Genomic DNA, 26432 nt, shown 5'->3' on the forward strand with positions numbered 1-26432 from the left:
TAAGAAGGGATTCCTATGAATCAAAAAGGCTCTATCAGCGTTTTGCATGTGGTGTTTTTATCCATGACGGTTATTGGACTAAAAAATCATGTGACCATCATTCCTTCATTGTTGGAGGATGCACGTAGAGATGGATGGATATCAGTCATAATTGCGTTTCTTGCTACCTTTCCCTTTGTCTTTCTTTTTATCTATATCCATAAAAAGTCCGATCGGAAATATTTGGCGAAGTGGCTCACTGATAATGTTGGCAAGGTGCCATCAGCCGTCATCCGATACATGGTAGCGATATTTCTGCTGATTTTGTCTACTTTTACAATGGTCGAGATGTTGGAGTGGATTGCCGCCACTTTTTTACCGAAAACTCCCCTGTTTTTATTATTGCTGACATTTAGCGTCTTATGCGTTCTGCTTGCGATGGCTAATTTACAATCCATCGTCACCGTCAATGCAATCGTGTTATTTGGTGTAGTCGTTTTGGGATTTTTCGTAGCGTTTACTAACTTGCAAGTGAAAGATTACAACATGTTAAAACCTTTTTTAGAACACGGCGTACAACCTGTCCTCAAATCCGCTGTCTATCCTGCTTCGGGATTTATAGAACTTTCGTTACTTCTCTTCATTCAGCATCGCGTGAAAAATCCGTTTCGCTGGTACCATTTTGCGGTCATGATGCTCATCTTGCTCGGGCTGACGATAGGCCCCCTCGTTGGCGCTATTACAGAGTTCGGACCGGAAGAAGCTACGAAGCAACTTTATCCTGCTTATGAGGAATGGGGACTTGTCTCGATTGGTCGTTTTTTTGAACACTTAGACTTCCTTTCCATTTATCAATGGCTAACAGGCGCTTTTATTCGTATCGGTTTGCTACTCTTCATTGCAATTGATCTGTTAGGAATCACCAATGATAAGAAGAGGATTTCACAGATCATCTTGCCGTCCCTCTTCTTTATGAGCGTGTCTTTACTTTTAGTGAGTGACCATGTATTTCTTAAAATCAAAGGTGATTATGTTTTAACCGGCACATTTGTATTCTTGTTTCTTCTAACACTCTTTCTCGTCTTCGCTGCAAAACGCTCAGGAAGGAAATCAAGAAAACAGCCGAACTAATCTATTAGGAAATGGTGATATAGTATGAGAACTCCTGATATGAGCATTGATCTGGATTCACTACAGCAACTTTTTCTACGTTCTAGTGATATACAGTTCCAGCCCTATACTTTTCAATCACATACAGTCTATTTCATCACATGCGATTCAATGTTCGACGCACAATTATTGAATGAAGTCGTGATTCCAAATGTACGCAAATTATATGATGACAATAAAGAAAGCATAAGTGAGCAAGTTCTTTGCTCTTCTTTATATATACCAAAACTTCAGATTCCAAAAACAGAAAAAGAACTAATTACGCTAGTGTATACGGGGCATGTGCTCGTGTATTTTGAAGAGCTCCAATTAGTTGTGGCTGGTAATATTGAAAGTAAACCAAATCGGTCACCTGAAGAAACCCGTTTAGAAGTTCCGGTTAAAGGACCTCGTGATAACTTTATTGAAGATATCTCAGTTAATATTGCACTCATTAGAAAACGCCTTCCAACCAATTCTTTATGCGTGGAAAAGTTCGAATTAGGCGCTCGGTCAAAAACTTCTGTAGCACTTATGTACTTCGATGATATTGCCAGTGAAGATACATTAAACCAATTGCGTACACAGCTAGGCAAAGTGAATACGGATATTGTGTTCAGTGGTGATGCATTGATGGAGTTAGTGAACAAAAAAGCCTTGCTCTTTCCCCGATCTGACTATACGGGACGTCCTGACAATGCAATCCAGTCATTGGCGAGAGGTCGCTTCGTTATTCTAGTGGACGGCGTAACCTACGCCGTCATCACTCCGATCAGCTTGTTTTTATTAATGAAAACTTCCGAGGATTTTGAGTTTCCAAGTCTCCAAAGTTCGATCCAACGATTGCTTCGTCTCGGCAGTTTATTAATTGGTTTACTGTTACCCGCTTTTTGGCTTGCACTCACCTCCTTTCATCAAGATCAGTTACCTATTCAATTATTGGCAACCATCGTACAGGCAAACATAGGTCTACCTTTTCCTTCTATATTTGAAATGTTATTGATGCTCGGCTTATTTGAGTTATTTCGAGAAGCGGGTCTACGTCTGCCAACCGTAATCGGAAGTACGATTGGAGTTGTAGGTGGATTGATTATTGGAGATGCGGCAATACGCGCAGGTTTAACAAGTCCCGCTATGATTGTCGTGATCGCCACTTCTACAATTGCGGCCTATACTTTAGTTAATCAATCACTCGTTACAGCTGTCAGTGCGTTACGCGTATTTTTTATTTTACTTACCGGACTGATGGGTTTATTTGGTTTTTATGTGTCTTTATTTGCTACCCTTTTATATTTATCAACTATCCATACATTCGGGGTCCCTTATTTAAGTATTTCAACAGACATCAAGTGGAAAAATATTAAAAAGACATTGTTCCGCCTACCTACTGAGCAATATAATGAGCGACCTGATGTATTGCATCCAAAGGATAAAACTCGCCAGAAAGGAACGGGAGAATGAAAAAAACTGCGTTGTTCGCAACACTTTGTCTGACGTTATTACTGGCGGGTTGCTGGGATATGAGAGAACCCGAGCGAATGTTGTATGTCAACGGCTTGGGTGTTGATTATGTAGACAATCAATTTCACATATATATACAGATCATCGACTTTGCCAATACACCAAAATCTGAACAACCCGTGAGTGACATCCCTCAGGCCGAAGTAGGATTTGCAAAGGCCGATACATTTGATGATGCCCTTGCCCAGCTGTACCACTCCGTTGACCAGCAGGTATTTTGGGGACATGCTTCTTACATTGTTGTATCGGAAAAGGTGTTGGAGCATGGAAAATTAAATGCAGTCATTGACAGAATTACACGGTATCTAGAGACGCGCTATCAAATTTGGTTATATGCCACAAAAGATCCGGTGCAGGACGTGTTGCTGGTCCGCCCTGTTATTAACAAAGCACTTACCTTATCAAAACTGGGTGATCCAGACAATTCCTACGAACAAGAATCGTTTGTCTATCCTACGAATATACGCGAGCTGATTATCGGTTTGGACGAGCCGGGACACGAAGCGGCAATCCCTCTTATCAACGTAAAGGATAATTGGGAGTCTTCAAAAGAGTCCGTTGCAGCACCTGTTTTATCAGGCATAGCGTCCATTTCACGCCACCATTTCAAAGGATTTATTACGGGTTCTAGCGCAAGAGGATTGCAGTGGATGACGAAGAAAACTAAACGTGGTCGAATTTCTTTCAAAACAGAAAGAGATGATCATGTATCCATAATAGTCGATAAAGTAAAACCGACCATTACACCTATCAATAAAAACGGCGTGAAATTTAATGTGGAAGTAGATATCGAAGCATCATTAAGTACAAAGGAAGGTTCTATTTCGATAAAAGAAATCAAAAAAAGATTGGAGGAAGAGATATCTAAACAAATTTTAGAGACATACAAAGAGGCTATGGAAAAAAACATTGATATCTATCGATTTTCCGAACATTTATACAGAAAAGACTTGAAGACGTGGAAGAAATATGAGCAAGACGGAGGAATTGAACTAACAGAGGAATCGATCAGTAAGTTGAACGTACGGGTCACCAAGCTTAATTCAGACCGAAAGAGTTTTCAAGAAACGATCAAATAGAACTAATTAATTAAACCGCCACAATCCACTATGGACTGCGGCGGTTTATTGTTAATTACATGTCATGTAACGCCAATAATTATCTCCTAGCACACCTGTCAAATACGCTAAGCCTTCACTTTCAGTACGGTGCAACGAGCGCCAGTCCTCGTAATCAAGCGCTAAATATACTTCATGATGTGGCGCATCGTTATGATAGCCAACTAGGTCTAGGTTTCCTTGCTGGTCTAAATGCGCTTTCACTTCATAATGAATAGGCGGTGAAGCGGTTAGTGGATTACCTACGTCATGGTTGATTGCAAAAAGAACTTCAGTCGATTTCCCTTCTAATCGCTCAATTTCTATACCGTCTACAGATGCATGGTCATGGCGCTTATATCGTTTCATATAATTCATGCCAATTGAAGGTCCAGTGGCTTTCGTAAATTGCAGTGTGCTATCGCCTCCGATAAACTCTCCTTCTATGTCCACACGGGTACGGAAGCTTTTTCCTTCTGGGTTGAAATCTCGATCATCACCTGTGAAATATGGAATTGGTGAAAAGAGATTCGGGTTTTTTATGATATCTTCTTTTAAAAACGTTGCATAGCGGAACTTCCATTGCTTCACTTCATTTACTTTTTTTCTGTCAGCAATCGGTGTAAGCAATTGATCCCGTTGCTTTACACGTACAGAAAAAGTATAGATTTCTTCTGTTGGTTTATTATTCGGATTCGGAGGCATAATCACTTCATACACTTTGGATGCGATCGATTTACTGACATTCATTTTCTGATTGCTGTCAATCAACGGACACGTTGCCGAGACACTGTATACTACCGCCTCCGAAGAACTTATGTCACGATCAATAAAACGATTATCCGTAATTGTTTCGAGATATTGACCGTTGCGGTAAATATCGAACTTCTCCACATCTTTGATCCACTCCCATGACAGAGCAATTTGTGATGAAGCGGCAATCGTTGTGATGACTAATCGTTGCAAAGGATGTTCATCTTCCTGAACTTCAGTCAGGGCAGATGTCTGGATAACAATTACATCTTGAACCCGTCCTTCCGCTACTCGTTCCACCGTGTATTGGAAAGGATGTGACGGATCCAACTCCCCATCCGAAAACTTCGGAGCTGTTCCTTCATATACTTGTCGGTCATTTTTATAGACACGGTAATAACCACCTATGTCACTCCACGTAAACGATATATTATCCAATGAATGGTCCATTTGTTGAATTTCGAATAATTTCTCCATTTGCGATCTACTCCTTTATATCCATTTCATCTGAAAAAGATAAGACTTCTTCAGATAATTATGTAACGTTTAGCATACGGTTATACTTGACCACCTAAGCGCAAACACTCATTTTCATACTTGTCAATCTGTTTATTGCAGGATCATTTTATCCTAACCCATCTATATGATATAATTAGCTTGTCTGATACATAGTCACCACTAGGGGTGCCAACATTTGGCTGAGATGCAATTATGCAAACCCTTTGAACCTGATCTAGGACAACCTAGCGGAGGGAAGTGGGTAGTTTTTATACCCAACCGCCCATCCTAGTATGGGCTTTTTGTATATATACCTTTATAAGGGGGAAAAGAAACATGCAGCTTATTCAACAACTGCGACAAGAGCAACCACTTGTCCACTGCATCACGAATTTTGTGGTAGCCAACTTCCAAGCTAACGGGTTACTCGCAATAGGCGCATCTCCTGTAATGGCCGATGCGGTGGAAGAGGCGGAAGATATCGCAAGAATCGCCGCTTGTAGCATTCTAAATATTGGAACGTTAAAACAACAAACGGTCGACGCAATGATTCTATCAGGGAAAAGTGCACGTGCAGCCGGAAAACCTGTTGTATTGGATCCAGTTGGGGCAGGTGCAACGCCTTTTCGTAAAGCAAGTGTTCTCAAAGTTTTAGACGAAGTAGACGTCACATTAGTTCGTTGTAATGCTGGGGAGTTGGCGGCAATTGCAGATATTCCATGGAACGCCAAAGGAGTAGATGCTGGAGAAGGACAAGCAGACATTGAAGACGTTGCAAAACAGACAGCACGCAAGCATAACTGTCTAGTAGCAGTTTCGGGCGAAGTGGATATCGTCACTGATGGACACACGACAGTATCTATTACAGGTGGACATCCAATGATGACGACGATTACTGGAACAGGTTGTTTACTTAGTTCAGTTGTGGGTGCTTTTCTAGCGGTGGGAATAGAGAGCCCTATGGAAGCAGCAGCAGATGCACTTTCATTTTATAAGCGTGCTGGAGAACAAACGGCGCAGATTTCCATAGGTCCTGGAGACTTTGCGATGAACTTCTTAAATATCTTACATTCTTTAGATCGCGAAACAAAAACATACTTTGTGTAAAAGATAGGAGGTTTTTTAATGACAATTCAAGTAGCTATGACTATTGCAGGATCAGACAGTGGTGGTGGTGCGGGAATCCAGGCTGATTTGAAGACTTTTCAAGAGCTCGGTGTATTTGGCACTTCCGCTATTACGGCAGTAACCGCACAAAATACATTAGGTGTACAAAATGTGTATCCGGTACAAGCTGACGGTGTAACCGCACAAATGAAAGCCGTACTCGACGACTTTGACGTGAAAGCCTGTAAGACTGGTATGCTATTTTCAGCCGAAATCATTACGGCAGTCGCCTCTTTATTAAAAGAATATCCACCTATTCCATTAGTGATCGATCCTGTGATGATTGCTAAAGGTGGACATTCTTTATTACAACAACAAGCAATTGAGGCACTGAAGGAACAGTTAATACCACTTGCAACTGTGATAACGCCAAACATTCCGGAAGCAGAAGTACTGACAGACATGAAGATCTGTACTGATGAAGAGATTCAACTAGCAGCAGAAAAACTTATCCAGCTCGGTGCAAATGCTGTGGTCATAAAAGGCGGGCATCGCAGTGACGTGCTCGATGCGAAAGACTATTATGCTGATGCGGACGGACAATCATTCACAGTCACTACCCCTTGGATCCAAACGAAAGACACACATGGAACGGGTTGCACGTTTGCAGCTGCTTTGACTGCGTTTCTTGCAAGAGGTTATTCTCTACCCGATTCAGTAGCCGAGGCAAAGCAATTCATTCAAGCAGCAATTGAAAATGGCTTACAACTCGGCTCAGGTCATGGTCCTACGAATCATTGGGCATATGGACAGTTAAAAAGGGAGATGCTCTGATGCGACATGTAGAAGTGAAGAAAGCATTGGGCTTATACTTTGTCATGGGTACGCCAAACGTAAAAAATCATGAGCCCTTAGCTGTATTGGAAGCAGCACTTCGTGGCGGTGTTACGTGTTTTCAGTTGCGCGAAAAAGGTGATGGTGCATTAACGGGTGATGCTTTACTTGGATTCGCAAGAAAATGTCAGGCATTATGCAGATTATATCGTGTTCCGTTTATAGTTAATGACGATGTAGATTTGGCATTAGCACTTAATGCGGATGGTGTACACGTTGGGCAAGACGACGAACAGGCAGATAGTGTTCGAAAACGGATTGGTCCTGATAAATGGCTTGGCGTCTCGACTCATAACGCAACTGAGGTTCAACTCGCACAATCAATTGGTGCCGATTACATAGGCCTTGGCCCCATTTATCCGACTGCAACCAAACTGGATGCTTCAGACGTTGTCGGAACAAACTTAGTGGAAAAAATTCATACAGCATTTCCTGATATGCCAATGGTAGCAATTGGTGGGATTACGCTAGATACTACGGAGTCTATTATACGAGCAGGTGCAGATGGCGTGGCGGTAGTATCTGCCATAGCCTCCGCTGCCGACCCACAAAAAGCTGCAAAATCTATTTCAAAAATGATCCATTCTACTCTAACGTAAACGAGGTTGCTATGAATACACGTAAAATGATTTTTATGACGATGTTCGTCGCGATTGCAGTCGCAGGCTCTGCATTCGTTTCATTTCCGGCTGGCATTGCTAGGGCCTATCCTATTCAACATGCGGTGAATGTGATTGTCGCTATCGTAATGGGGCCAGCCGCAGCTGTTACCGTTGCTTTCGTGACAGGATTGGTCCGCATATTGACAGGAACTGGTTCATTGCTCGCATTTCCAGGCGGTATGATTGGTGCTTTTTTGGCAGGTGTTTTGTATAAGCGATTTAATAAGAATTGGAGTGCGGGCGTTGGAGAAATTGTCGGTACTGGTTTGATTGCGCCTTTATTTGCTGTTCCGTACGCAAAGATTCTGATGGGCACTACAGTGACCGCATTTTTCTTCTTGCCACCGTTCCTCGTATCAACAGTTAGCGGCACTATTATTGGTCTGCTACTAGCTCCTAGACTTTTAAAGTTAAATTTATTTAAAGATTTAAAGTGAATTGCGACAAAAGATCCGCAGAGAAGAATCTCTGCGGATCTTTTGTCGATTTCCCGGGAAATACCGTGTATTATTTATTCACTTGATTATAATAGCGCTGCATTTCTTCCTTCGGTACCATGTTTCCACCGGTTCCCCACACTAGATGTGTAGCGTTTATAGAATTGGCTAACGGAAGTTTAGATTTTATTACGTGTACAGGACCTGTCATACCAGCAAGTGCGGAAGGTTCTAACCAAATGTCTTCACTGTCTGCGAGCACTTTCAACAATTTGAACAATGTCTGATCCCCTACCGTATAGCACCCCGTCAAGAAAGGTTCCATCGTTTTTCCGACAAAAGCCGATGCTGTACCAACCGCTAATCCGTCGGCTGCTGTTTGATTATCCAATCCAAAGTCCGCCACAGATACTTGATCATGCATTCCCGTCATCATACCAATCATCATGCACGGTGAATGAGTAGGTTCGGCAAACAAGCAATGAACATGATCGCCTAATGCTAGCTTTAGTCCGAATGCCACGCCGCCTGGACCTCCTCCCACCCCGCAAGGTAAGTAGACAAATAAGGGATGATCTTTATCCACGACGATATGCTGTGATTTTAATTGTGACGCAACTCGTTCCCCTGCCACTGCATAGCCTAGGAATAAATCAATAGAATTTTCATCATCGACAAAGTGACACATTGGATCTGCATCCGCTTGACGTCGACCTTCTTCCACCGCTTTACTGTAATCATCAGCATATTCCACTACAATAACGCCTTTTGAACGCAATAACTCTTTCTTCCACTGCTTAGCATCTGCCGACATATGTACAGTGACATTAAAGCCAAGTTTTGCACTCATGATTCCAATACTAAGTCCTAAATTGCCCGTCGAACCTACAGCAATCTTATGTTTCCCGAACAGCCCACTGAATGCCTTCTCATTAAATTGACTATAGTCTTTCGTAGAATCGAGCAACTGATGATCAATAGCCAATGTTTCAGCATGTTTTAGTATTTCATAAATACCTCCACGCGCTTTTATGGAACCTGAAATCGGAAGCGCATTATCCTGTTTTAACAACAGTCTACCCGGAATATCTGTCTTATACATTGATTCAAGTGCATACTTCATTTGCTTAATTTCTGTCAAAGGAGATTCAATTATGCCATCCTGAGTATCCGGAAAAACTTTTGCCAAATAAGGGGCGAAACGCTCTAACCTTTGACTAGCATCCTTTATATCGTCTTCCGATACGCGTGTTTTCATTAGTCCGCTAGCTACGGATTCTAGTAAAGGATTACACCATAACACCTCTTGCTTTTCCATCACCTTTTGCAACAAAGGCAGTTTCTTAAGCCATTCATTTCGCATAAGATCATTCACGTCGTGTCGCCCCCTTATAGTAAATTCAGCCTCAGTATAACATAGCGAATTGCCATATTTATAGAGATTTTGCATGATTCATCCGTCATTATTCGCCGAACTCAGAAATTGATTTTAACTAAACCAACCTTTTTCATTAAAGAGCGTAATCGCTTCTATGCGATTGCGTACACCAAGCTTGTCCAAGATTGTCGATACATAATTTCGAACGGTCCCAGGGGACAAAAATAACTCCGCGGCAATTTGCTTCGTAGTTTTTCCTTCTGACACAAGCTTCAGTACTTGTACTTCTCGCTCGGTCAACGGATTTTTCTCTTCTTCCTTCATATCAAAGGCTAAATCGATTAATTCTGGTGCATAGATACGACGTCCTTCAATAATGGAATGAATAGATTTTACGAGTTCTTCAATCGGATTATCTTTTAGTAAATATCCACGGACTCCGGCATTACGTGCCCGTTCGAAATAGCCTGCTCGTGCAAAAGTTGTCAAAATGATAATCTGACAATCTAAGTCTTGGAGTTCTTCTGCAGCGTCGAGGCCCGTTTTAATAGGCATCTCTATATCCATAATACAAACATCTGGCTGAAGGGTTTTAACTAAATCTATGGCTTCTTGACCATTCTTGGCCTTGCCCACCACTTCCATATCTTCTTCCAGATTCAATAACGACCCTAGCGCACCGAGCAGCATTCCTTGATCTTCTGCGATTACAATGCGGATCATATTCATCCCTCCTTTATTTGTTTCAGGACAGCAGGTACGGAAATTTTAAGCTGCGTCCCATTGTCACTCGTAACCGATAATTTACCGTTAACGAACTCCAATCGTTCTTTCATACCATCCAGTCCGTTACCCGGTAAGTTTGCCCCGTCTTTCGCTATACCAATTCCGTTATCTTTCACTTTAATTACAAATGATTTTTCTGTGTGTTCAAATTGGATATAGCATCGCTCTGCATAGCTATGTCTCACTACATTATTGATCGCTTCTTTCAAACACATAACTAGTACATTTTCTACAATAGGAGACATGTCAGGGAAGTTTGGATTGCCTTCTATCTCCACTTCAATTTCAGCTGCTTTTAGCAATTGTTGAACTCGAACCAGTTCATCTTTAATCTTCACTCGTCGCATGCCACTGACGAGAACGCGTACTTCTTTTAAAGCAGTACTGGATATTTGACGTATATCTTGAATCTCCGCTTTTGCGGTTTCGATATCTCGATCCATTAATTTAGAAGCTAGATCACTTTTCAAACCAATCATCGATAACTTTTGTCCTAACGTATCATGGAGATCCCGTGCAATTCGCTCGCGTTCTTGAATAATCATTAGCTCGGATATCCGTTCCCTGGCAATCTCTAACTGATCTTGCAGTAAGTCCCGCTTTTGTCGATTGTATAGATTAAAAGGCAATAATACTACGCCAATAACCGTAATAATGACAAAGTGGATTTGTGGTAAAAACAACTCAATTTCAAGAAAGAATCCTGCAACAATTGCTGCAATTAAAATCGCAATATGTAATCCGTAAATAATGAAAAACCCGACTGGCCTTCTAATATTGCCAATGGAAAATGCAATGAACAAAGATAAATAGACATAACCAAATAATAATGTCATGACGACCGAAATAACGATTTCAAAACTGATCCACATATACATAAGACCACTTTTGGACCTGGCGGAGAAATAGTAAGAAAGGAAAAATAACACTAATAATATAACGCCAATCGTTAAATTAAATGGAGACGCGCTTCGTAAAATAAAAAAGAAAGGCAATATACAAAATACAACCCAAGCATAAATACTGAGCCATGGGCTTTTTGGAAATATACTATACCAACTATACATCAGTTCTGATCGCCATCCTTTTCATTTCATTGTAACAAATATTTACTTGTCTAGCTCTCTCGAGATATTTATGCAAAATAAAAAGGCGGAGAAGGATTGCTCCTTCTCCCGCCTTTTTATGATAAGCGTGTACGTTTCGGTTTTAAATCAATTGATAACTTTTCTTTTGGTACATATTGTTTTGCTTCTTTAAATGTGATGAATTTTTTATTAGCTGGATCATATAAGCGGTAACGCAATGATTCAAAGCTAGTCTTCAATGTAATCGTTGTTGCTTTGTGTAGTGGCGGAGTTAATTCATGCGCCATTTCTAAGTTATAGTTTGGTACACGTGGTGCTAAGTGATGCACGTGGTGGAATCCGATATTTCCTGTTGCCCACTGTAGAGCACGTGGCAATTGATAGTATGAACTTCCTTCAACTGCTGCTTTAACATAATCCCAGTCCGATTCCTCTTCGAAATAAGAATCTTCAAATGTATGTTGGATGTAGAACAACCAAATACCAAGGGCACCAGCCGTGAACATCATCGTACCTTGAATCAGCAAGAATGCTTTCCAGCCAATAGCCACGATTAATACTGTATAAACTGCAATAAGAATAATATTGATCAAATATGTGTTCATACGCTCTTTCTTACGCGCGTCTTTACGGTTAAAGCGACCTGCGATTAGTACCAAATATAAAGGTCCAAATCCGAATAACACAATAGGGTTACGGTAAACACGGTAGCTGAAACGTTCGAACTTAGAAGCGTTTTCGTATTCTTCAACGGTCATGACCCAGATATCTCCAACACCGCGTTTGTCTAAGTTTGAACTAGATGCGTGGTGAATCGAGTGCTCTCTTTTCCATTTTTCATACGGGAATAATGTCAAGACGCCAGTGATTGTTCCTACAATGCTATTCGCTTTCTTATTGCGGAAGAATGAACCGTGCGTGCAGTCATGGAAGATGATGAATGTGCGAACTACAAAGAACGCTGCAACGATTGATAACACTACCGTTAGTGTTACAGATACGCTCAGGCTCTGGTAAGCCAAGAACCACAGAATAAATACTGGTGGAATCGTGTTGATCATTTGAACAATGCTCTTTTTCAGATCGGACTTCGCGAAAGGCGCGACGTCTTTGTGCAGTTGCTTTGTTTGCTCTTTACTCATGTTTGAATTTACCTCCTATTGGGTTTGCTAGTACATTAAGAATACCTTTTATACGGAGGGAGGGGTAGGCATAGATGTCATGACTTTGAGATGACAAATGTCATATGTTTTAGGTGGTGGTTGATATGACATTGTTTAGGTTGGGGCGTGACTCCAGATAGATGGGGTCGTGATCGGGTCGTTGCTCGATTAGTTGTTGGGGATTGAAGGTAGTGAGTGTCTGCTTTCTGGACCCGCACAGGCACGTGGGGGATTGCCTCCAGCCATGAGCCAACTAGCGGTGGAGCTGCTAGCTGTCTCATGGCCACGGCCTACCCCGCAGTTGTGCCTGCGCTACTGAGTACTTACCAAGTTAGGTTGTGGTTTATAAATGATGAAGATCAGAGGATCGTTGCTCGACATTGGTTTGTGCATGGAAAGTAGTGAGGGTCGTGCTTAGGACTCGCGCAAGCACGTGGGGGATTGCCTTCAGCCATGAGCCAACTAGCGGTGGAGCTGCCAGCTGTCTCATGGCCACGGCCGACCCCGCAGTTGTGCCTGCGCTACTGAGTACTTACCAAGTCAGGCTTCTGTTTATAGTAGATAAAACCAGAGACCTGGTCGTATTCGTTCCTCATTCTTGCAAAAGAAGAATCAGAACTGCACTACACATTATCCAACGAAGGCGGCTGCACGTGGTAGGCGTAGTAATGGGACAGCCAGGCGCTCTTCCTGTCTGGCTCATTGCGGAAGCCATCCACCACCGCCGAAGTGGGGTCAATGACCGCTCCACTTACATAGACAGTCAAATCACTACTTTTGCATAAAACAAGGAAGAGTATGGGTTCGCAAAACAGCTACCTAACATCGTACCCTACTTACTTGTATGAACACCTTCCCCGTGTATTCGAAAAACTTAGTAACTGAACTGCACTACACATTATCCAACGAAGGCGGCTGCACGTGGTAGGCATAGTAATGAGACAGCCAGGCGCTCTTCCTGTCTGGCTCATTGCGGAAGCCATCCATCACCGCCGAAGTGGCGCCAATGCCCACTTCACTTACATTGCCAGCCAAAACTCCATCATCCAACCTATTGATCCCTACATTTCACTGTACATTCATTTTACAATCGTTCAGAATATACACCTATAGAAAGGAATGTATACCATGCGTGAATTATCACTTCGTTTAGTATCCGTTTGGATTATTTGTATTTTATTCACCGGCTTTTTCGCCTATATTGCCAGATCCATTCATCAACATACGATCTCGAGTTTTGATGAGCCTATTATAGATATCATACAAGGCACACAAACTTCAGGTTTGACGTCTATTATGAAGACATTTACTACAATCGGCTCTACTACTACAGTCGCATTGCTCGCTGTACTTACAATTGCAGTTCTTCTATGGAAGAAACACAAAGCACAGGCCGTATTATTCGCAGTGGCACTTGGTGGGACAGGTGTTCTCAATCAAGTCCTTAAATTTATCTTCAGACGCGAACGTCCTGACTTTGATCGCCTCATAGACATTGGTGGATACAGCTTCCCGAGTGGTCACACGATGATGGCGTTCAGTCTTTATACAATTCTAGCTTATATCATTTGGCGGAACTTACGTAATGTATGGGCACGTACGGGGATTACTATTCTTGCTATTTTTATGATCGTAATGATCGCGGTTAGCAGAATCTATCTCGGTGTCCATTTCCCAAGCGATATAATCGGCGGCATATTAGCTAGTTCAGTCTGGTTATTCGCATCCATTGCATTATATCAGCGTTTGCAACATCGAAAATCGGGTAAATTACAGACGAAATAAAATACTATAAAACCGAAAAGGAGGTTATGCATATGTGGAAGGATTTTAAGGAGTTTGCGTTTAAAGGAAATATTTTTGATTTGGCAATCGGTGTCGTAATTGGTGCAGCTTTCGGAACAATTGTTTCTTCTTTAGTTGAAAATATTATGACACCACTTATTGGAGTTTTGTTAGGTGGTCTAGACTTCTCTTCATTGAGTTATACAATTGGCGATGCAGCAATAAAATACGGTCTATTCATTCAATCTATCATTGATTTCTTGATTGTTGCAGGTTCGATCTTCGTCTTCTTACGGGTACTTATGAAGTTGAAAATGAAGCCAGCTGAGATAGTTGAAGAAGAAGAGGAAGAAAAACCACTAGATATAAAAGAGGAATTACTCACTGAGATTCGTGATTTATTAAAAAGCGAACGATAAAATAACCATCACTCACTCATTTGGATAGATTACGGCCACGATTGTCTCACAAAGTCCATTGCAACGCGCCTGTCGAGGTGTTACAATGATAGGCAGGATACTGATCAAAGGAGAGGATATTCATGTGGTTCGTCTATATCATGTATGCATTGTTCGCATTTATTCTTGGTGGAACAGTACTTGGACTAGTCCGTACGTTCAGCAGCAATAACTAATACAAACAAACAGCAGTGAATGAGCGGGCTTAAAGCCTTTTCATCCACTGCTTTTTATATGTCTAAAACTACTGCCGAAACAATGAAATGAGCCATGTAGTAGCATCCATTCCGTATATTTCACGGATTTCATCTATTTCTTTATGGGCGAGTAGTTGACCTTCTTTCATCACGATCATCTCATCCAATAATGGTTCTACTTCTTTAATTTCATGTGTAGAGAGGAGAACGGTTTGCCATTCTGTATCGGTGAAACGGATGAGCCCCCTTGCTATATCTTCCCGTACCATCGGATCTAATCCCGAAAACGGCTCATCAAGCAAATAATAGGAAGCATTTCTTCCAAGTGTTGCAGCAATTTTCACTCGGCCCCGGTTACCTTTTGACAGCGTGCTGATCTTTGCATCCAGTGGGATACTAAGAAACTCTGCGATTTCCTCTGCTTTCTTCCTGTTGAAATCCCTAAACTGCGAATTATAGAAATCAAATAATTGTTTTACATTAAATTCCGGAAAAAACAAATCACCATCAGGCATATAAGCTACTGAAGAAGCGACTCTCCTTGTGATTTTATTGTTATCGAACACTGCAAGCCCAGTAGTAGGTGTCAATAACCCTGCTACTATTTTAAGCAGTGTCGTTTTCCCACTACCGTTTTCACCTACCAGTCCAATGATTCTTCCTTTGGGCAACGTAAGTGACACTCCATCCAATGCTCGCTTAGCTCCATAACGTTTCGAAACAATCTGCAATTCAATCATCACTTCCACCCCGCTTCTGTAAGTAGTGGACCATTTCGCTCGTTGTGAAGCCTAGAGCTTCAACATTTTGAATGAATGACTCGACAAGTTGCTCTTTCATCTCTTCACGGAGTTCTTGAATCCTTGCATGATTTTCTGTCACGAATGATCCCTGCCCCCTTCTCGTATCGGTAATCCCTAGATTCTCAAGTTCCCTATAGACCCTTTGCATTGTGTTAGCATTCACACCGACCAAAACAGCATATTCCCGTACAGATGGTAACTTCTCCCCTACTGCAAGCGTGCCTCGAATGATTTCCCCCATAATGTGATCGACGAGTTGTTGGTAAATCGGTTTATCTGGTAGAAATTCCATACTCATCGTTACACCCTCACTTTCTTCTCAAAGAACATAGATCCTATCATTAGTAATACAAGGCTGATGATTAGGTAAAAGGCTAAATTGCCTACCGAAAAGGCAATGCCATCCGGTACAAACCCCATGAAAAAGTAACTCGTATGTTCATTGTAAAAGGACTCATCCGTCAGCCGTACTGATACAATCGTACGAAGCCAATCAAAGAATCCATTAATTCGTAGTTGTTCCCAAATGACTAATGCACTCACAATGAACAGCAAGATGAATGGTATCGAAAAGAAGCGCAGTCTTGACTTAATCACTTTATATACACTCCAGAAGAACCAACCAGTAGCCGTCATAAAGATCAACTTTATGGATAGCGCCAGTACTACACTGACTAACGCCAACACTTCTTTCCCTTCAACTCCTATTGTCCCGTCTTTTATTACATAGAGGACGACCCCACCGAGAAAACCGCTAAAGAATAAGCTGCCTAATGCCAGCAAAACGGCAAATGTTAATTTAGCACCGACGAGTTGAACCATGGATGTTGGAGAATGTAACCACATATCCAATGTCCTCATCTCTCTTTTCAAACTTTCGAATAAGATAAAAACAACAGCAAATATATGCAAAACGAGCAAAACACCCACAATGATATGCGTATTATCGTACAGTGTATCTAGTCTTCCAGCGAAGCTCGTTACTAAAGGGGGCGCTACCGTAATGACTACTATATCCAGCAGAAAAATCCAAAATATCAACCTCTTTAACATAATCCATTCTTTCTGTATTAGACCGCCAAATACTGTCTTCATCTTTAAAACACTCCTTCCACTCTAGTGTATTAGTTATATAATACACTAGAACTTAAAAAATGACTAGGCATTTCTAAAATAAAAACACAAGGCCGAAACGGATGCCCGTTTCGGCCTTGTGTTTTTATCAATGCTTCATCAATCTTCGTTGCTTACGAAGTTCACGTCGTGCAGGTGCAGTTTCGAAATGACGTTTTTCCAATTCCGTTTCGGGATACACTTCCGCCACGGGTATCGGACAGTTCGTGTCATCTACCGCAACCATCGTACAGAATGATTCCGTCGTTAACCTCACTTCACCTGTCACCAGATTTTTGGAATGTACAGAAATGAACACTTCCATTGAAGTGCGGCCAACTGAAGTAACTATCGCTTCAAGTTCAATAACGTCTCCTAGCAAAGCAGGAGAAACGAAATCGACAGAATCGATCGAAGCGGTGATCGCAGCTCGTGTGCCCGCATGTTTCATAGCAGAAATCGCTGCAATTTCATCGATATAGGAAAGTACTTTACCACCGAAAATGGATTGAATATGATTTGTATCCGGTGGTAAGACTAGCTTACTCTGGATCGTTCTCGATTCACTCATTGGTTTTTGTTCAGACATGAAGACAGCTCCCTTTTCTATATACTCTTTTCAGTATACATAAAAGAAGGGAGTCTTCGCTAATACTTGCTGTTTATAGTGTTCGTACGATTAAATAATTCTGCGCACTTTACAGACATTTTCAGCATATACAGACTTATTCAGCTCAATTTGTTCAATTAATTTCCCAGTTGAAGGTGCGTGAAGAATTTTTCCGTTGCCCACGTACATCGCTACATGATGAATACACTGTTCTTCATTCTCAAAAAAGAGTAAATCACCTTTTTGCCAATCTGCAGAGTCAAGCGAGATCGGTCTGCCGGCTTCTGCCTGATCCACAGCATCACGTGGTAGACCAATTCCGCAAGCTTCCCAAATAGCACGAATAAACCCCGAGCAATCAAAGCCCCATGCAGACATACCCCCCCATAAATAGGGTAAGCCCATGAAACGTCTTCCCAGTGTAAGCGTGCGATGAATCGATTCTTCTCCCACCGTCTCCACATCTGATGCATTCAATAACTTCCAGCCATGCGGTGTCCACACACGTAGTTTCTTCCCCCTCCGTTCACCGGAAGGAAAAATTGTGTTGAACGATACACGTAAAAAGAATGTACCTGATTCATCAAACAGTGCAGCTTTTGGATTCGAAACCCGAACAAACTCTTCTGCCCTTATTCGTTCCCGCATAGAAAGTTGAACGAGTGGCACCCAGCCTGGATAGCCGCGTGGATCTTTGCGTGTCTGCTGGGAAATGGCAACTATACGTGCCCAATCGCCAACTACATCCTCAACAATCACGGGCTCGCCATATAATAGCTGTGTTTGGATTTGATTCTTCTCACTTAATGCTAGACGTTCCTCATAAGATAGATGGGATAGCCATCTATCCATTTGCACGGGATGATCCAAGGCAGGTAAATCCGCCACACGTGGAGAATCAGGATCCGTCCACACCGTCGCAACGCTAACAGCGCACATCCATTTTTCATTTATATGCATATGTTTTCACCTACTGTATCATTAGTTTCAAGACCAGACTCCTTACTGAATTCCATTTGTGAACGGGTATACATTACACCACTAGCAGTAGACTCTATACCATTTACTACAGCCAATCCATTGATTTTCAAGGCTTCAAGGATTCCCCCCAACTTCATCAATTTAATATTCAGTACATTCATTGCGCGCACCTCTAGCAACTTCCTGGCATTGTTAGCTGAAAATAATGATTCATCTGTCATGATCAACGTGCTTGTCTGTCTTGTGATCACTCTCAAATCTTCTATATCCTATGCGGCAAGTGGCTGTTCTATTAATTTCAAATTCAGTCTGTCATCTTTTCATTAGTAAATGAAGCATACCGAAGCCCACGGCAAGACGTTCTGCAGATTCCTTTCCATACTGGATGACATAACGAAAACCCCCGACGCTTGTTAAACAAGTGTCGGGGGTTTATTTGACGTTCACCAATTACACAATATAAACCGTGCGAATTTGCATTTATTCTACTCCCGGTAAGATCGTCAATGTCTTATTATGTGCATCCAAACGTCCTTTCACGCCAAATGGAATGGCAATGTTCGGCTCACAATGACCGATACGGAATCCTTTCACGACAGGTTGATTCAGATTGCCGAAATAATGGTCGAACACTTCATTCATTGCAAGTGAAGCATCTGGCTTCGTTGGTGTCGATTTCGCAAAATCACCAATCACGATGCCTGCTGCCTCGCGAAGCTTGCCTGCGAGACGTAATTGATTGAGTAGACGATCTACTTTATACGGCTCTTCCCCTACATCCTCGAGTACGAGTAAACGGTTATTCGTCTTGATCTCAAATTCACTGCCTAAACTATTAACGAGTTGCGTTAAATTACCGCCGATCACTTCACCTTCTGCTACCCCGCCAACAAGCGTTTCTAGTGGTGAGATTGCTTCCGTGTAATGAACTTCTACAGGGGAAAACAATTGCCCGAACATTTTACCGGACATCTCATGGAATGTCTCCTGTGCAACACAGGATGCCAGCATCGGCCCATGGAATGTCACGAGGCCTGCACCTTGACGGATCACGGTATGTAGATAGGTAATATCACTAAATCCCCAAAACACTTTTGGATTATCGTGAATTAAATCGAGATCTAGTTGCTCGGCATAGCGGGCAGAACCGTATCCGCCACCCGCGCAGAAAATACCCTTCACTTCAGGATCTTTGAACATGTCATGCAAATCAGCAAGTCTCTCTTCATCAGTCCCTGCCAAATAACCATTTTTCTTATACACGGACTGTCCTACTTTATAGCGAAGACCTAATTGCTCCAAAAATTGAAATGACCGCTCTAAAACCTTACGTTCTACAGGACTAGCAGGCGCCACAATCCCAATCACATCACCTTGTACTAAACGTGCTGGACGAATCATTCTACTCATCACCCTTTCTACGTCCTACTTTATCATATTCACGAAACTCCATCGTCATCACGAGCTTTCTACTACATATGAAATGGATTGTGGGTAATCATTAAGTTATCCCCCCTTATGAACAGTTAATCCCCTGTTATTGTGCATACTTTATATAAACTTACTTAAATAACAGAAAAAGTTATTCACAATTCTTCTTTTGTGGATAGTTTTATTGAGAATAAAAAAACGAACAACTGATATATGTCAGTTGTCCGGTAAATAGTTAGCTATTTGTTAATTGATTTTTAGATGCGTTGATTAACGTACGAACCGTTTCGTGATCTCCTACATGAAGGGCCGTGACGATCGCACTTCCTACAATTACCCCGTCAGCCAAGGATCCTAGTGATCTCACTTGCTCAGGAGTCGATATCCCGAATCCAGCAAGTACTGGAACAGAACTAGCCGCTTTAAGCCGCTCCAAGTGACCTTCAAGTCCTTCTGTAAATGATGAACGGACACCCGTGATACCGTTTACTGTCACTGCGTAAATGAAACCTTCAGCTGCTTTCGCGATGGCTTCGATTCGCTCAGTGGGACTTGTGAGCGAAACCAATTGGATCAGCGCCACATCGCTATTCTTTAATGCATCTTTCAACATTCCGCTTTCTTCAAGCGGAAGATCCGGAATGATCAAACCATAGACTCCACTTGCTTCGCAATCTGCTGCAATGGCTGTCAAACCGTAGCTAAGCACAGGATTCAAATACGTCATGATGACTAGCGGAACCGTTACTTCTTCCTTGAACGATGCTAGTTCTTTCATTACTTTACGAAGTGTAATCCCCTCAGCAAGAGCACGTTCACCCGCCTGTTGAATCACTTCACCATCCGCTACTGGATCGGAAAATGGAATGCCTACTTCAATTGCTGTTGCACCTGCTTCTTGCAGGAAGAGGATAGTCTTTTTCAACGTCTGCAATCCGCCGTCCCCCGCCATAATATACGGAACAAATGCTTTATTACCCTGCTCATTACAATGTAGAATCGCTTGCATTACTTGTTGTTTTGTCATTTCGTTTGCCCTCCTAGCGCATCACGGACTGTTTGCATATCTTTGTCACCGCGGCCCGACAGACAGATGACGAGCGTCTCTTCTGCTTTCATTTCTTTCGCTAGTTGAACTGCATAATAGACGGCATGCGCACTTTCTAAAGCAGGAATAATTCCCTCAACACGAGATAGTAGTTGCACTCCTTCTAGTGCTTGCTGATCCGTAACGGAGTCATACTTCACACGCTTTATATCAGCTAAATGGCAATGTTCCGGTCCTACTGCAGGGTAATCGAGACCTGCTGAAATCGAGTGCGCTTCTTGGATGAAGCCATCGTCATCTTGTAGTACATACATATACGCACCATGCAAAACTCCTTCTTGTTTACCTGCAATGGCTGCCGCGTGTTTGCCTGTTGAAATACCGCTACCCGCTGCTTCTACACCGTACAATTTCACGTCTTGATCATCGATGAAAGGATGGAACATACCAATCGCGTTACTACCGCCACCAATACAAGCCACGACTGCATCAGGCAGACGTCCTTCATGTTCCACGATTTGCTTACGTGTTTCATCCCCAATGACACGCTGGAAATCACGAACAATTTGTGGGAATGGATGTGGGCCTAGGACTGATCCAAGAATATAATGTGTGTCATTTACATTTGAAACCCAGTAGCGTAGTGCTTCATTCACTGCGTCCTTCAACGTTCCTGAACCTTTATCGACGGAAACTACCTTCGTGCCGAGAAGTTCCATACGGAAAACATTTAGTTCTTGACGACGGATATCTTCTTTCCCCATGAAAACAACGCACTCTAGGCCGAGTAATGCACAAGCAGTAGCTGTTGCCACACCATGTTGGCCGGCGCCTGTCTCTGCCACAATTTTCTTCTTGCCCATACGAATCGCAAGCAATGCCTGGCCAAGAGAGTTGTTGATTTTATGAGCGCCTGTATGGTTCAAATCTTCACGTTTTAAATAGATTTTTGCGCCACCTGCATGCTTCGTCAAACGCTCTGCAAAAAACAAAGGTGTTTCACGACCAACAAATTCTTTTAAATAGTAATCCAGTTCTTTTGAAAACGCAGGATCTTGCTGCGCTTCTTCGTAAGCCAATTCTAATTCCTGTAGTGCAGTCATCAATGTTTCCGGAACGAATTGTCCCCCAAATTTCCCGTAGCGTCCTTTAGTTTCTGTTGTCATGACAATCTCTCCTACCCTTCGCTGTATGAATAAACGTCTGAATGCGTCCCGTGTCTTTTTGCTTCTCTATTTCCACTCCACTAGAGACATCTACCATGTATGGATTCACTTGTCCAAGCGCTTCCTGTACATTCCCTGCATGCAATCCACCGGCTAAAATAATCTGCTCTTTGGACACACCTGCATTTTCAAGTAATGACCAGTCGAACGTTTTACCGCTACCACCTTTGTATTCAACACCTGGTGTATCAAATAAATAATAATCCACGTCATAGGTAGTAGCGAGCTTCACGTCGTCTTCAGTTTCTATAGCAAGTGCTTTAATGGAAGGTAACCCTACTTGCTGAATGAAAGCTGGCGTCTCTTCTCCGTGGTACTGAATATAATCAAGCGGCACTTCTTTAAAAGTCTTTTGCAGTTGCTCGATCGTTTCATCAACGAAGACACCAATTTTCAACACGGTCGGCGGGATGAGCATTGCCAATTCACGCGCCTGCTCTATCGTCACTTCCCTGCGACTAGGTGCGAAGACAAAACCTATTGCATCCGCACCTGCATCTACAGCCGCTTTCACATGTTCAGGTTTCATCAATCCGCAAATCTTTACTTTTGTCATGGTCGAACCACGTGTTTTTCTACTTGTAATGCTTGCAAGGCTTCCTTCACTGAATCACTGCGCATCAACGATTCTCCGACAAGCACTGCACTTGCTCCCGCTTTCGATGCACGTTCTGCATCCTCACGTCCCCAGATTCCACTTTCGCTGACAAACACACGCTCTTCATCAAACGGGAAGTGTGATGCGATCAGTTCCGTATGTGCTAAATCTACTTCGAATGTATGCAGGTCACGATTATTGACACCGATGATTCTTGCATCAATCGCCAATGCTCGCTGTAGTTCTTCGACGTTATGCACCTCGACAAGTACATCCAAACCTTCTTCATTGGCATACGTATACAGACTTCCGAGCGTTTCATCATCAAGCGCAGCCACAATCAATAAAATAACGGAAGCACCTGCACTTTTTGCTTGGTCAATCTGAATTTTATGAATGATAAAGTCTTTGCATAATAATGCAATCGGTACCGCGTCCGCTACTGCAGATAAATCTTCAAATGACCCTTTGAAAAATTCCTGATCCGTCAGTACGGATATGCACGCAGCGCCTGCTTCATAATAGGCTATTGCTTGCTTTACTGGATTTGCACCTTCTGCGATGATTCCTTTGGAAGGTGAGGCACGCTTCATTTCAGAAATGACTTGGACGTGTTTAGCTTTTCGTAATGTCTGATAAAGTGATGGGCGTATGATCTCTCGCTCGGGAAATATCGTGTTACTTTTTAACAAACGCTCTACTTCTATCTTCTTCTGTGCAATAATTTTATCTAAAATCGTCATTGGATAACCGCCTTTTGCCGGATCAATTCGCTGAATGCGACAACGGCCTCTAATTTTTCTAACGCTTTGCCCGAAAGTATACTTTCTGTGGCAACTTTTACACCTTCTTGAATAGTAGACACTTTGCCATTTGCGAACAAACCGATTCCTGCATTCAATACGACTGTATCGAACTTCGGTCCACGTTCTCCACTTAAGATCGATCGCGTTGTTGCGGCATTTTCTACTGCATTTCCACCTTTAATCGCTGACAATGGTGCATATTCAAGTCCCACGTCATCTGCAGTCAATGAAAACGGAATTAAATCGCCATGATCGAGTAAGACAAATTCATTCTGACCTGCTAAAGACGCTTCATCCATCCCACCTGCCCCACTTACGACAATTGCTCGCTCCCGTCCTAGCATTCTCAGTACGGAAGCATACTCCATAATGAAATCAGGACGGTTAATACCCGTGAATTGTGTTTCCAGTGATACAGGATTCGTTAAGGGACCTACTAAATTAAAGATCGTTGTTTTACCGATTTTATTTCGTATAGCACCGATTCGTTTCATTTTCGGATGAATAGCTGGCGCGAATAAAAATGCGATTCCTTGTTGTTCTAATAAATTCTGCATATCTGTTATCTGGAAGTCTGGATGAATGCCAAGTGCATCCAAGACGTCTTGGCTCCCTGACGCGCTCGATATTTTACGGTTACCATGTTTCGCAACCTGTACACCCGCACCTGCCAAAACAAAGGCAGCTGTCGTACTAATATTAAATGTATTGACGCCATCTCCGCCTGTTCCACAGTTATCCAAATAACGTGCTTCTGCTGGTGTTAGTTCATTTGCATAGGATTTCATCACAGCGGCCAGTGCGGCTACTTCATGTGAGGTTTCGCCTTTCTTTGATAACGCGATCAAGAATTGTGCAATTTGCTCTTCATCTGTCTCATCGCGAAACATTAGCTCGGCTGCTTCTCTCATTTCTTCATACATTAAGTGACGTTGCTTCTCTACTATGGTTAAAAATTTCTCCATACTCGTCTCTCCCCTTCTCGTCTCAGCGCTGTCGCTATCCTTCGGTAAGGCTTGAGCCTTAGTAATTACTTTGCCGTTTCCGTTGCTTCAAGCAAGGAACGGGCTTTATTGGATGTTTCTTTATACTCTAGTGATGGAACAGAAGCTTCCACTATTCCAGCGCCTGCTTGAACATAAGCTTTACCGTCTTTGACAAGCATCGTGCGAATTGTGAGTGCGAAGTCGATATTACCATTCAAACCGATATAACCAATCGCCCCACCGTAAATTCCGCGATGCTGGTCTTCTAATTCATCAATCATATCCATAGCAGCCGTTTTTGGAGAGCCTGTTACAGTACCAGCAGGCATCGTCGCCTTCAATGCATCCAGTGCATGTAAGCCTGGAGCGAGGTCACCTTTCACTTCAGAAACTAAGTGCATGACGTGTTCATAGCGAACGGTCTCCAAATAATTCGCCACTTCAATTGTTTCTGGGCGACAGATTTGCTGTAGTTCTTTCTTGCTCACTTCAACTAACATATCGTGTTCGGACAGCTCTTTCGGATCATTACGCAACTCCACTTCAAGTGCTTGATCTTCCGCTTGATCTCGACCTCGTCTGCGAGTTCCTGCAATAGGATTCGTTAATACTTGCTCTCCCGTAACACGCACCAGACTTTCAGGTGATGTTCCGATGACGGTATGATCTTCAAACTCCATGTAATACATATATGGAGATGGATTACGTCGGCGCAGTTTACGATACAATGCGAATGGATCACCTGTAATATCTGCTTCTAAACGTCGTGATAGGACTACTTGTTCCGCCTGCCCTTCTTTAATTGCATCAATCACAATCTGGACACGTCGTTCAAACTCTTCTTTTGATATGGCACAACGATAATCGGAAAGTGAAACACTATCTTCTTTATCGACTGATCCATTAACGATCATATCTTCAATAGCGTCCAAGTCAGGTGATTCATATACGGGATTTATTTCTGTATGCAGTAATGTAACCTCATGTAATTCATGATCATAGATGACAACCGTATCGTAAATATTGAAATAGACATCCGGAATCTGGAGGTCATCTACTCCACGCTGTTCACCGTTTCTTGCGGCTCCGTATCCTACATAACCGACCGCACCACCCGTGAACGGGAATCCTGCATCTTCTGTAATACGTGGCATCAGTCGCTTCAGTAATGTATATAGATCTCCTTCATGCGTATATGTTCTATTCGTCGAGTAGACGATTTCTTCTACTACACCATCCCGACCCCGGTAGGCTTTTTGAGGATTCAGTCCAATGAATGAATAACGCCCTGATCCACCTGCTTGCGAAGAACTTTCCAGCAAGAACTTATGATTTCCTTTTAATCTTCTAAAAATCAATATTGGTGTTAAAGAATCTCCTTCAATCTTTCGTGTCGTTACTCGCAAGTTCTTCTGTTCTGTCATCATGTTCATTCTCCTCTTCTCTTATGGACTGCTGTGTAATTTGTCTAATTAAATAGAAAAAGCCCTCTGCAAACAGAGCCAGTTAGCCTGTTGCAGAGGACGATTACGTAACCGCGTTGCCACCTCAAATTGAAGCACCGAAGCACTCCCACTTTATGTGTTTTCACACTGCTCTTAACGCGAGCAAACGTCTGTTTTTCATCAAAACAGCTGCCATAAGTCCATTCACGAACGCTGTGTATCAGTTCCCACCAGCCACTGACTCTCTAGGAAGCACAAGCACTCGCTACTCTTCTTATTCATATCTTTTCACTATTCTCTTCTCTACTAACTGAACTCATCTGCCGAGGACGATTCCGCTATCGAAACCTTCTGTCCCTTAGTTATTACATTTATCTTAATATGCTGAATCTTTAATGTCAACAATTTCTTATAGGAAAAATGCTATAATGAG

General features: G+C 42.4%; 30 protein-coding genes, 1 riboswitch and 1 other annotated feature. Of the genes, 12 read left to right on the forward strand and 18 right to left on the reverse strand.

Annotated features, from left to right (window positions below; translation table 11 throughout):
• Nucleotides 1-15 precede the first annotated feature (15 nt).
• From CSV69_RS06470 to CSV69_RS06480, 3 genes are read left to right on the forward strand one after another with little or no spacing between them, the layout of a single operon-like run.
• Nucleotides 16-1110 (forward strand): endospore germination permease, encoded by a 1095-nt coding sequence (locus CSV69_RS06470; protein WP_099692973.1) that lies wholly within the window; start codon nt 16-18, stop codon nt 1108-1110.
• Nucleotides 1111-1149: 39 nt separating this feature from the next.
• Nucleotides 1150-2589, forward strand: a complete 1440-nt coding sequence (locus CSV69_RS06475; protein ID WP_233192334.1) for a spore germination protein — start codon at nt 1150-1152, stop codon at nt 2587-2589.
• Entirely contained in the window at nt 2586-3728 is a 1143-nt protein-coding gene (locus CSV69_RS06480; RefSeq protein WP_099692975.1) for a Ger(x)C family spore germination protein, read from the forward strand. Before CSV69_RS06475 ends, CSV69_RS06480 begins: the two co-directional genes overlap by 4 nt.
• A 51-nt stretch (nt 3729-3779) precedes the next feature.
• On the opposite strand, the gene CSV69_RS06485 is transcribed toward CSV69_RS06480, so the two are convergent.
• Nucleotides 3780-4976 carry a DUF3238 domain-containing protein gene (locus CSV69_RS06485; RefSeq protein WP_099692976.1) on the reverse strand — a complete coding sequence of 399 codons (1197 nt, stop codon included), beginning with the start codon at nt 4974-4976 and terminating at the stop codon, nt 3780-3782.
• Nucleotides 4977-5169: 193 nt separating this feature from the next.
• A riboswitch (TPP riboswitch) is annotated at nt 5170-5271 on the forward strand.
• Between the two features lie 62 nt (nt 5272-5333).
• On the opposite strand from CSV69_RS06485, the gene thiM reads away from it, so the two are divergent.
• From thiM to thiW, 4 genes are read left to right on the forward strand one after another with little or no spacing between them, the layout of a single operon-like run.
• Nucleotides 5334-6104 carry a hydroxyethylthiazole kinase gene (thiM, locus tag CSV69_RS06490; RefSeq protein ID WP_099692977.1) on the forward strand — a complete coding sequence of 257 codons (771 nt, stop codon included), beginning with the start codon at nt 5334-5336 and terminating at the stop codon, nt 6102-6104.
• Nucleotides 6105-6122: 18 nt separating this feature from the next.
• Nucleotides 6123-6938 (forward strand): bifunctional hydroxymethylpyrimidine kinase/phosphomethylpyrimidine kinase, encoded by an 816-nt coding sequence (gene thiD / locus CSV69_RS06495; RefSeq protein ID WP_099692978.1) that lies wholly within the window; start codon nt 6123-6125, stop codon nt 6936-6938.
• Nucleotides 6938-7597, forward strand: a complete 660-nt coding sequence (gene thiE, locus CSV69_RS06500; RefSeq protein ID WP_099692979.1) for a thiamine phosphate synthase — start codon at nt 6938-6940, stop codon at nt 7595-7597. The genes thiD and thiE overlap by 1 nt, the downstream gene beginning before the upstream one ends.
• Nucleotides 7598-7608: 11 nt before the next feature.
• The gene (thiW, locus tag CSV69_RS06505; RefSeq protein WP_099692980.1) at nt 7609-8097 is read left to right on the forward strand and encodes an energy coupling factor transporter S component ThiW; all 489 of its coding nucleotides are present in this window, start codon (nt 7609-7611) and stop codon (nt 8095-8097) included.
• A gap of 70 nt (nt 8098-8167) precedes the next feature.
• On the opposite strand, the gene CSV69_RS06510 is transcribed toward thiW, so the two are convergent.
• From CSV69_RS06510 to desA, 4 genes are all read right to left on the reverse strand, one after another.
• Nucleotides 8168-9460 carry a D-serine ammonia-lyase gene (locus CSV69_RS06510; RefSeq protein WP_099693009.1) on the reverse strand — a complete coding sequence of 431 codons (1293 nt, stop codon included), beginning with the start codon at nt 9458-9460 and terminating at the stop codon, nt 8168-8170.
• A gap of 126 nt (nt 9461-9586) precedes the next feature.
• Nucleotides 9587-10198, reverse strand: a complete 612-nt coding sequence (locus tag CSV69_RS06515; protein WP_085427506.1) for a response regulator transcription factor — start codon at nt 10196-10198, stop codon at nt 9587-9589.
• 2 nt (nt 10199-10200) lie between these two features.
• On the reverse strand, nt 10201-11328 hold the full coding sequence (locus tag CSV69_RS06520) for a sensor histidine kinase (RefSeq protein WP_085427507.1): 1128 nt from the start codon (nt 11326-11328) through the stop codon (nt 10201-10203).
• Nucleotides 11329-11444: 116 nt separating this feature from the next.
• Nucleotides 11445-12491, reverse strand: coding sequence for a Delta(5) desaturase DesA (desA, locus tag CSV69_RS06525; protein WP_085427508.1), 1047 nt, complete (start codon nt 12489-12491; stop codon nt 11445-11447).
• A 216-nt stretch (nt 12492-12707) separates the two neighbouring features.
• Here desA and CSV69_RS16615 point away from each other — a divergent pair, with 216 nt between their 5' ends.
• The 5 genes from CSV69_RS16615 to mscL all read left to right on the forward strand — a co-directional run bounded on the left by CSV69_RS16615 (nt 12708) and on the right by mscL (nt 14716).
• Nucleotides 12708-12914 (forward strand): hypothetical protein, encoded by a 207-nt coding sequence (locus CSV69_RS16615; protein WP_143560802.1) that lies wholly within the window; start codon nt 12708-12710, stop codon nt 12912-12914.
• Between the two features lie 8 nt (nt 12915-12922).
• Nucleotides 12923-13297, forward strand: a complete 375-nt coding sequence (locus tag CSV69_RS06530; protein ID WP_143560803.1) for a hypothetical protein — start codon at nt 12923-12925, stop codon at nt 13295-13297.
• Nucleotides 13298-13433: 136 nt separating this feature from the next.
• Nucleotides 13434-13625 carry a hypothetical protein gene (locus tag CSV69_RS16620; protein WP_143560804.1) on the forward strand — a complete coding sequence of 64 codons (192 nt, stop codon included), beginning with the start codon at nt 13434-13436 and terminating at the stop codon, nt 13623-13625.
• 15 nt (nt 13626-13640) lie between these two features.
• Complete coding sequence (locus CSV69_RS06535; protein ID WP_158232618.1) at nt 13641-14297, forward strand: phosphatase PAP2 family protein; 657 nt, start codon at nt 13641-13643, stop codon at nt 14295-14297.
• 32 nt (nt 14298-14329) lie between these two features.
• A complete protein-coding gene (mscL, locus tag CSV69_RS06540) occupies nt 14330-14716 on the forward strand; it encodes a large conductance mechanosensitive channel protein MscL (protein WP_085427511.1) in 387 nt (128 codons plus the stop codon).
• Nucleotides 14717-14999: 283 nt separating this feature from the next.
• Here mscL and CSV69_RS06545 read toward each other — a convergent pair whose 3' ends face one another.
• The 13 genes from CSV69_RS06545 to CSV69_RS06605 form a co-directional block, all read right to left on the reverse strand.
• Nucleotides 15000-15692, reverse strand: a complete 693-nt coding sequence (locus CSV69_RS06545) for an ABC transporter ATP-binding protein (protein ID WP_199170397.1) — start codon at nt 15690-15692, stop codon at nt 15000-15002.
• Nucleotides 15685-16053: a GntR family transcriptional regulator gene (locus tag CSV69_RS06550; RefSeq protein ID WP_099692984.1), complete on the reverse strand. Its 369-nt coding sequence runs from the start codon at nt 16051-16053 to the stop codon at nt 15685-15687. The genes CSV69_RS06545 and CSV69_RS06550 overlap by 8 nt, the downstream gene beginning before the upstream one ends.
• Before the next feature lie 2 nt (nt 16054-16055).
• Entirely contained in the window at nt 16056-16850 is a 795-nt protein-coding gene (locus tag CSV69_RS06555; RefSeq protein ID WP_099692985.1) for a hypothetical protein, read from the reverse strand.
• A gap of 127 nt (nt 16851-16977) precedes the next feature.
• Nucleotides 16978-17457, reverse strand: a complete 480-nt coding sequence (locus CSV69_RS06560) for an acyl-CoA thioesterase (RefSeq protein ID WP_099692986.1) — start codon at nt 17455-17457, stop codon at nt 16978-16980.
• Between the two features lie 90 nt (nt 17458-17547).
• Nucleotides 17548-18438 carry a C40 family peptidase gene (locus CSV69_RS06565; RefSeq protein ID WP_099692987.1) on the reverse strand — a complete coding sequence of 297 codons (891 nt, stop codon included), beginning with the start codon at nt 18436-18438 and terminating at the stop codon, nt 17548-17550.
• Nucleotides 18429-18716, reverse strand: coding sequence for an enolase C-terminal domain-like protein (locus CSV69_RS06570; protein WP_143560805.1), 288 nt, complete (start codon nt 18714-18716; stop codon nt 18429-18431). Before CSV69_RS06570 ends, CSV69_RS06565 begins: the two co-directional genes overlap by 10 nt.
• A 223-nt stretch (nt 18717-18939) precedes the next feature.
• Nucleotides 18940-19869, reverse strand: coding sequence for a S66 peptidase family protein (locus CSV69_RS06575; RefSeq protein ID WP_085427518.1), 930 nt, complete (start codon nt 19867-19869; stop codon nt 18940-18942).
• Nucleotides 19870-20125: 256 nt separating this feature from the next.
• Nucleotides 20126-20917, reverse strand: a complete 792-nt coding sequence (gene trpA, locus CSV69_RS06580; protein ID WP_085427519.1) for a tryptophan synthase subunit alpha — start codon at nt 20915-20917, stop codon at nt 20126-20128.
• A complete protein-coding gene (trpB, locus tag CSV69_RS06585; RefSeq protein ID WP_099692988.1) occupies nt 20914-22104 on the reverse strand; it encodes a tryptophan synthase subunit beta in 1191 nt (396 codons plus the stop codon). Before trpB ends, trpA begins: the two co-directional genes overlap by 4 nt.
• The gene (locus tag CSV69_RS06590) at nt 22088-22720 is read right to left on the reverse strand and encodes a phosphoribosylanthranilate isomerase (RefSeq protein ID WP_085427521.1); all 633 of its coding nucleotides are present in this window, start codon (nt 22718-22720) and stop codon (nt 22088-22090) included. The genes trpB and CSV69_RS06590 overlap by 17 nt, the downstream gene beginning before the upstream one ends.
• A complete protein-coding gene (gene trpC / locus CSV69_RS06595) occupies nt 22717-23505 on the reverse strand; it encodes an indole-3-glycerol phosphate synthase TrpC (RefSeq protein WP_099692989.1) in 789 nt (262 codons plus the stop codon). Before trpC ends, CSV69_RS06590 begins: the two co-directional genes overlap by 4 nt.
• A complete protein-coding gene (gene trpD / locus CSV69_RS06600; protein WP_099624857.1) occupies nt 23502-24533 on the reverse strand; it encodes an anthranilate phosphoribosyltransferase in 1032 nt (343 codons plus the stop codon). The genes trpC and trpD overlap by 4 nt, the downstream gene beginning before the upstream one ends.
• Nucleotides 24534-24598: 65 nt before the next feature.
• Complete coding sequence (locus CSV69_RS06605; RefSeq protein WP_232319496.1) at nt 24599-25981, reverse strand: anthranilate synthase component I family protein; 1383 nt, start codon at nt 25979-25981, stop codon at nt 24599-24601.
• 89 nt (nt 25982-26070) lie between these two features.
• Nucleotides 26071-26290 (reverse strand) — a binding site (T-box leader).
• Between the last annotated feature and the right edge of the window lie 142 nt (nt 26291-26432).

Source organism: Sporosarcina sp. P26b (assembly GCF_002743245.1).
GTDB classification, from domain to species: Bacteria; Bacillota; Bacilli; order Bacillales_A; family Planococcaceae; genus Sporosarcina; species Sporosarcina ureae_C.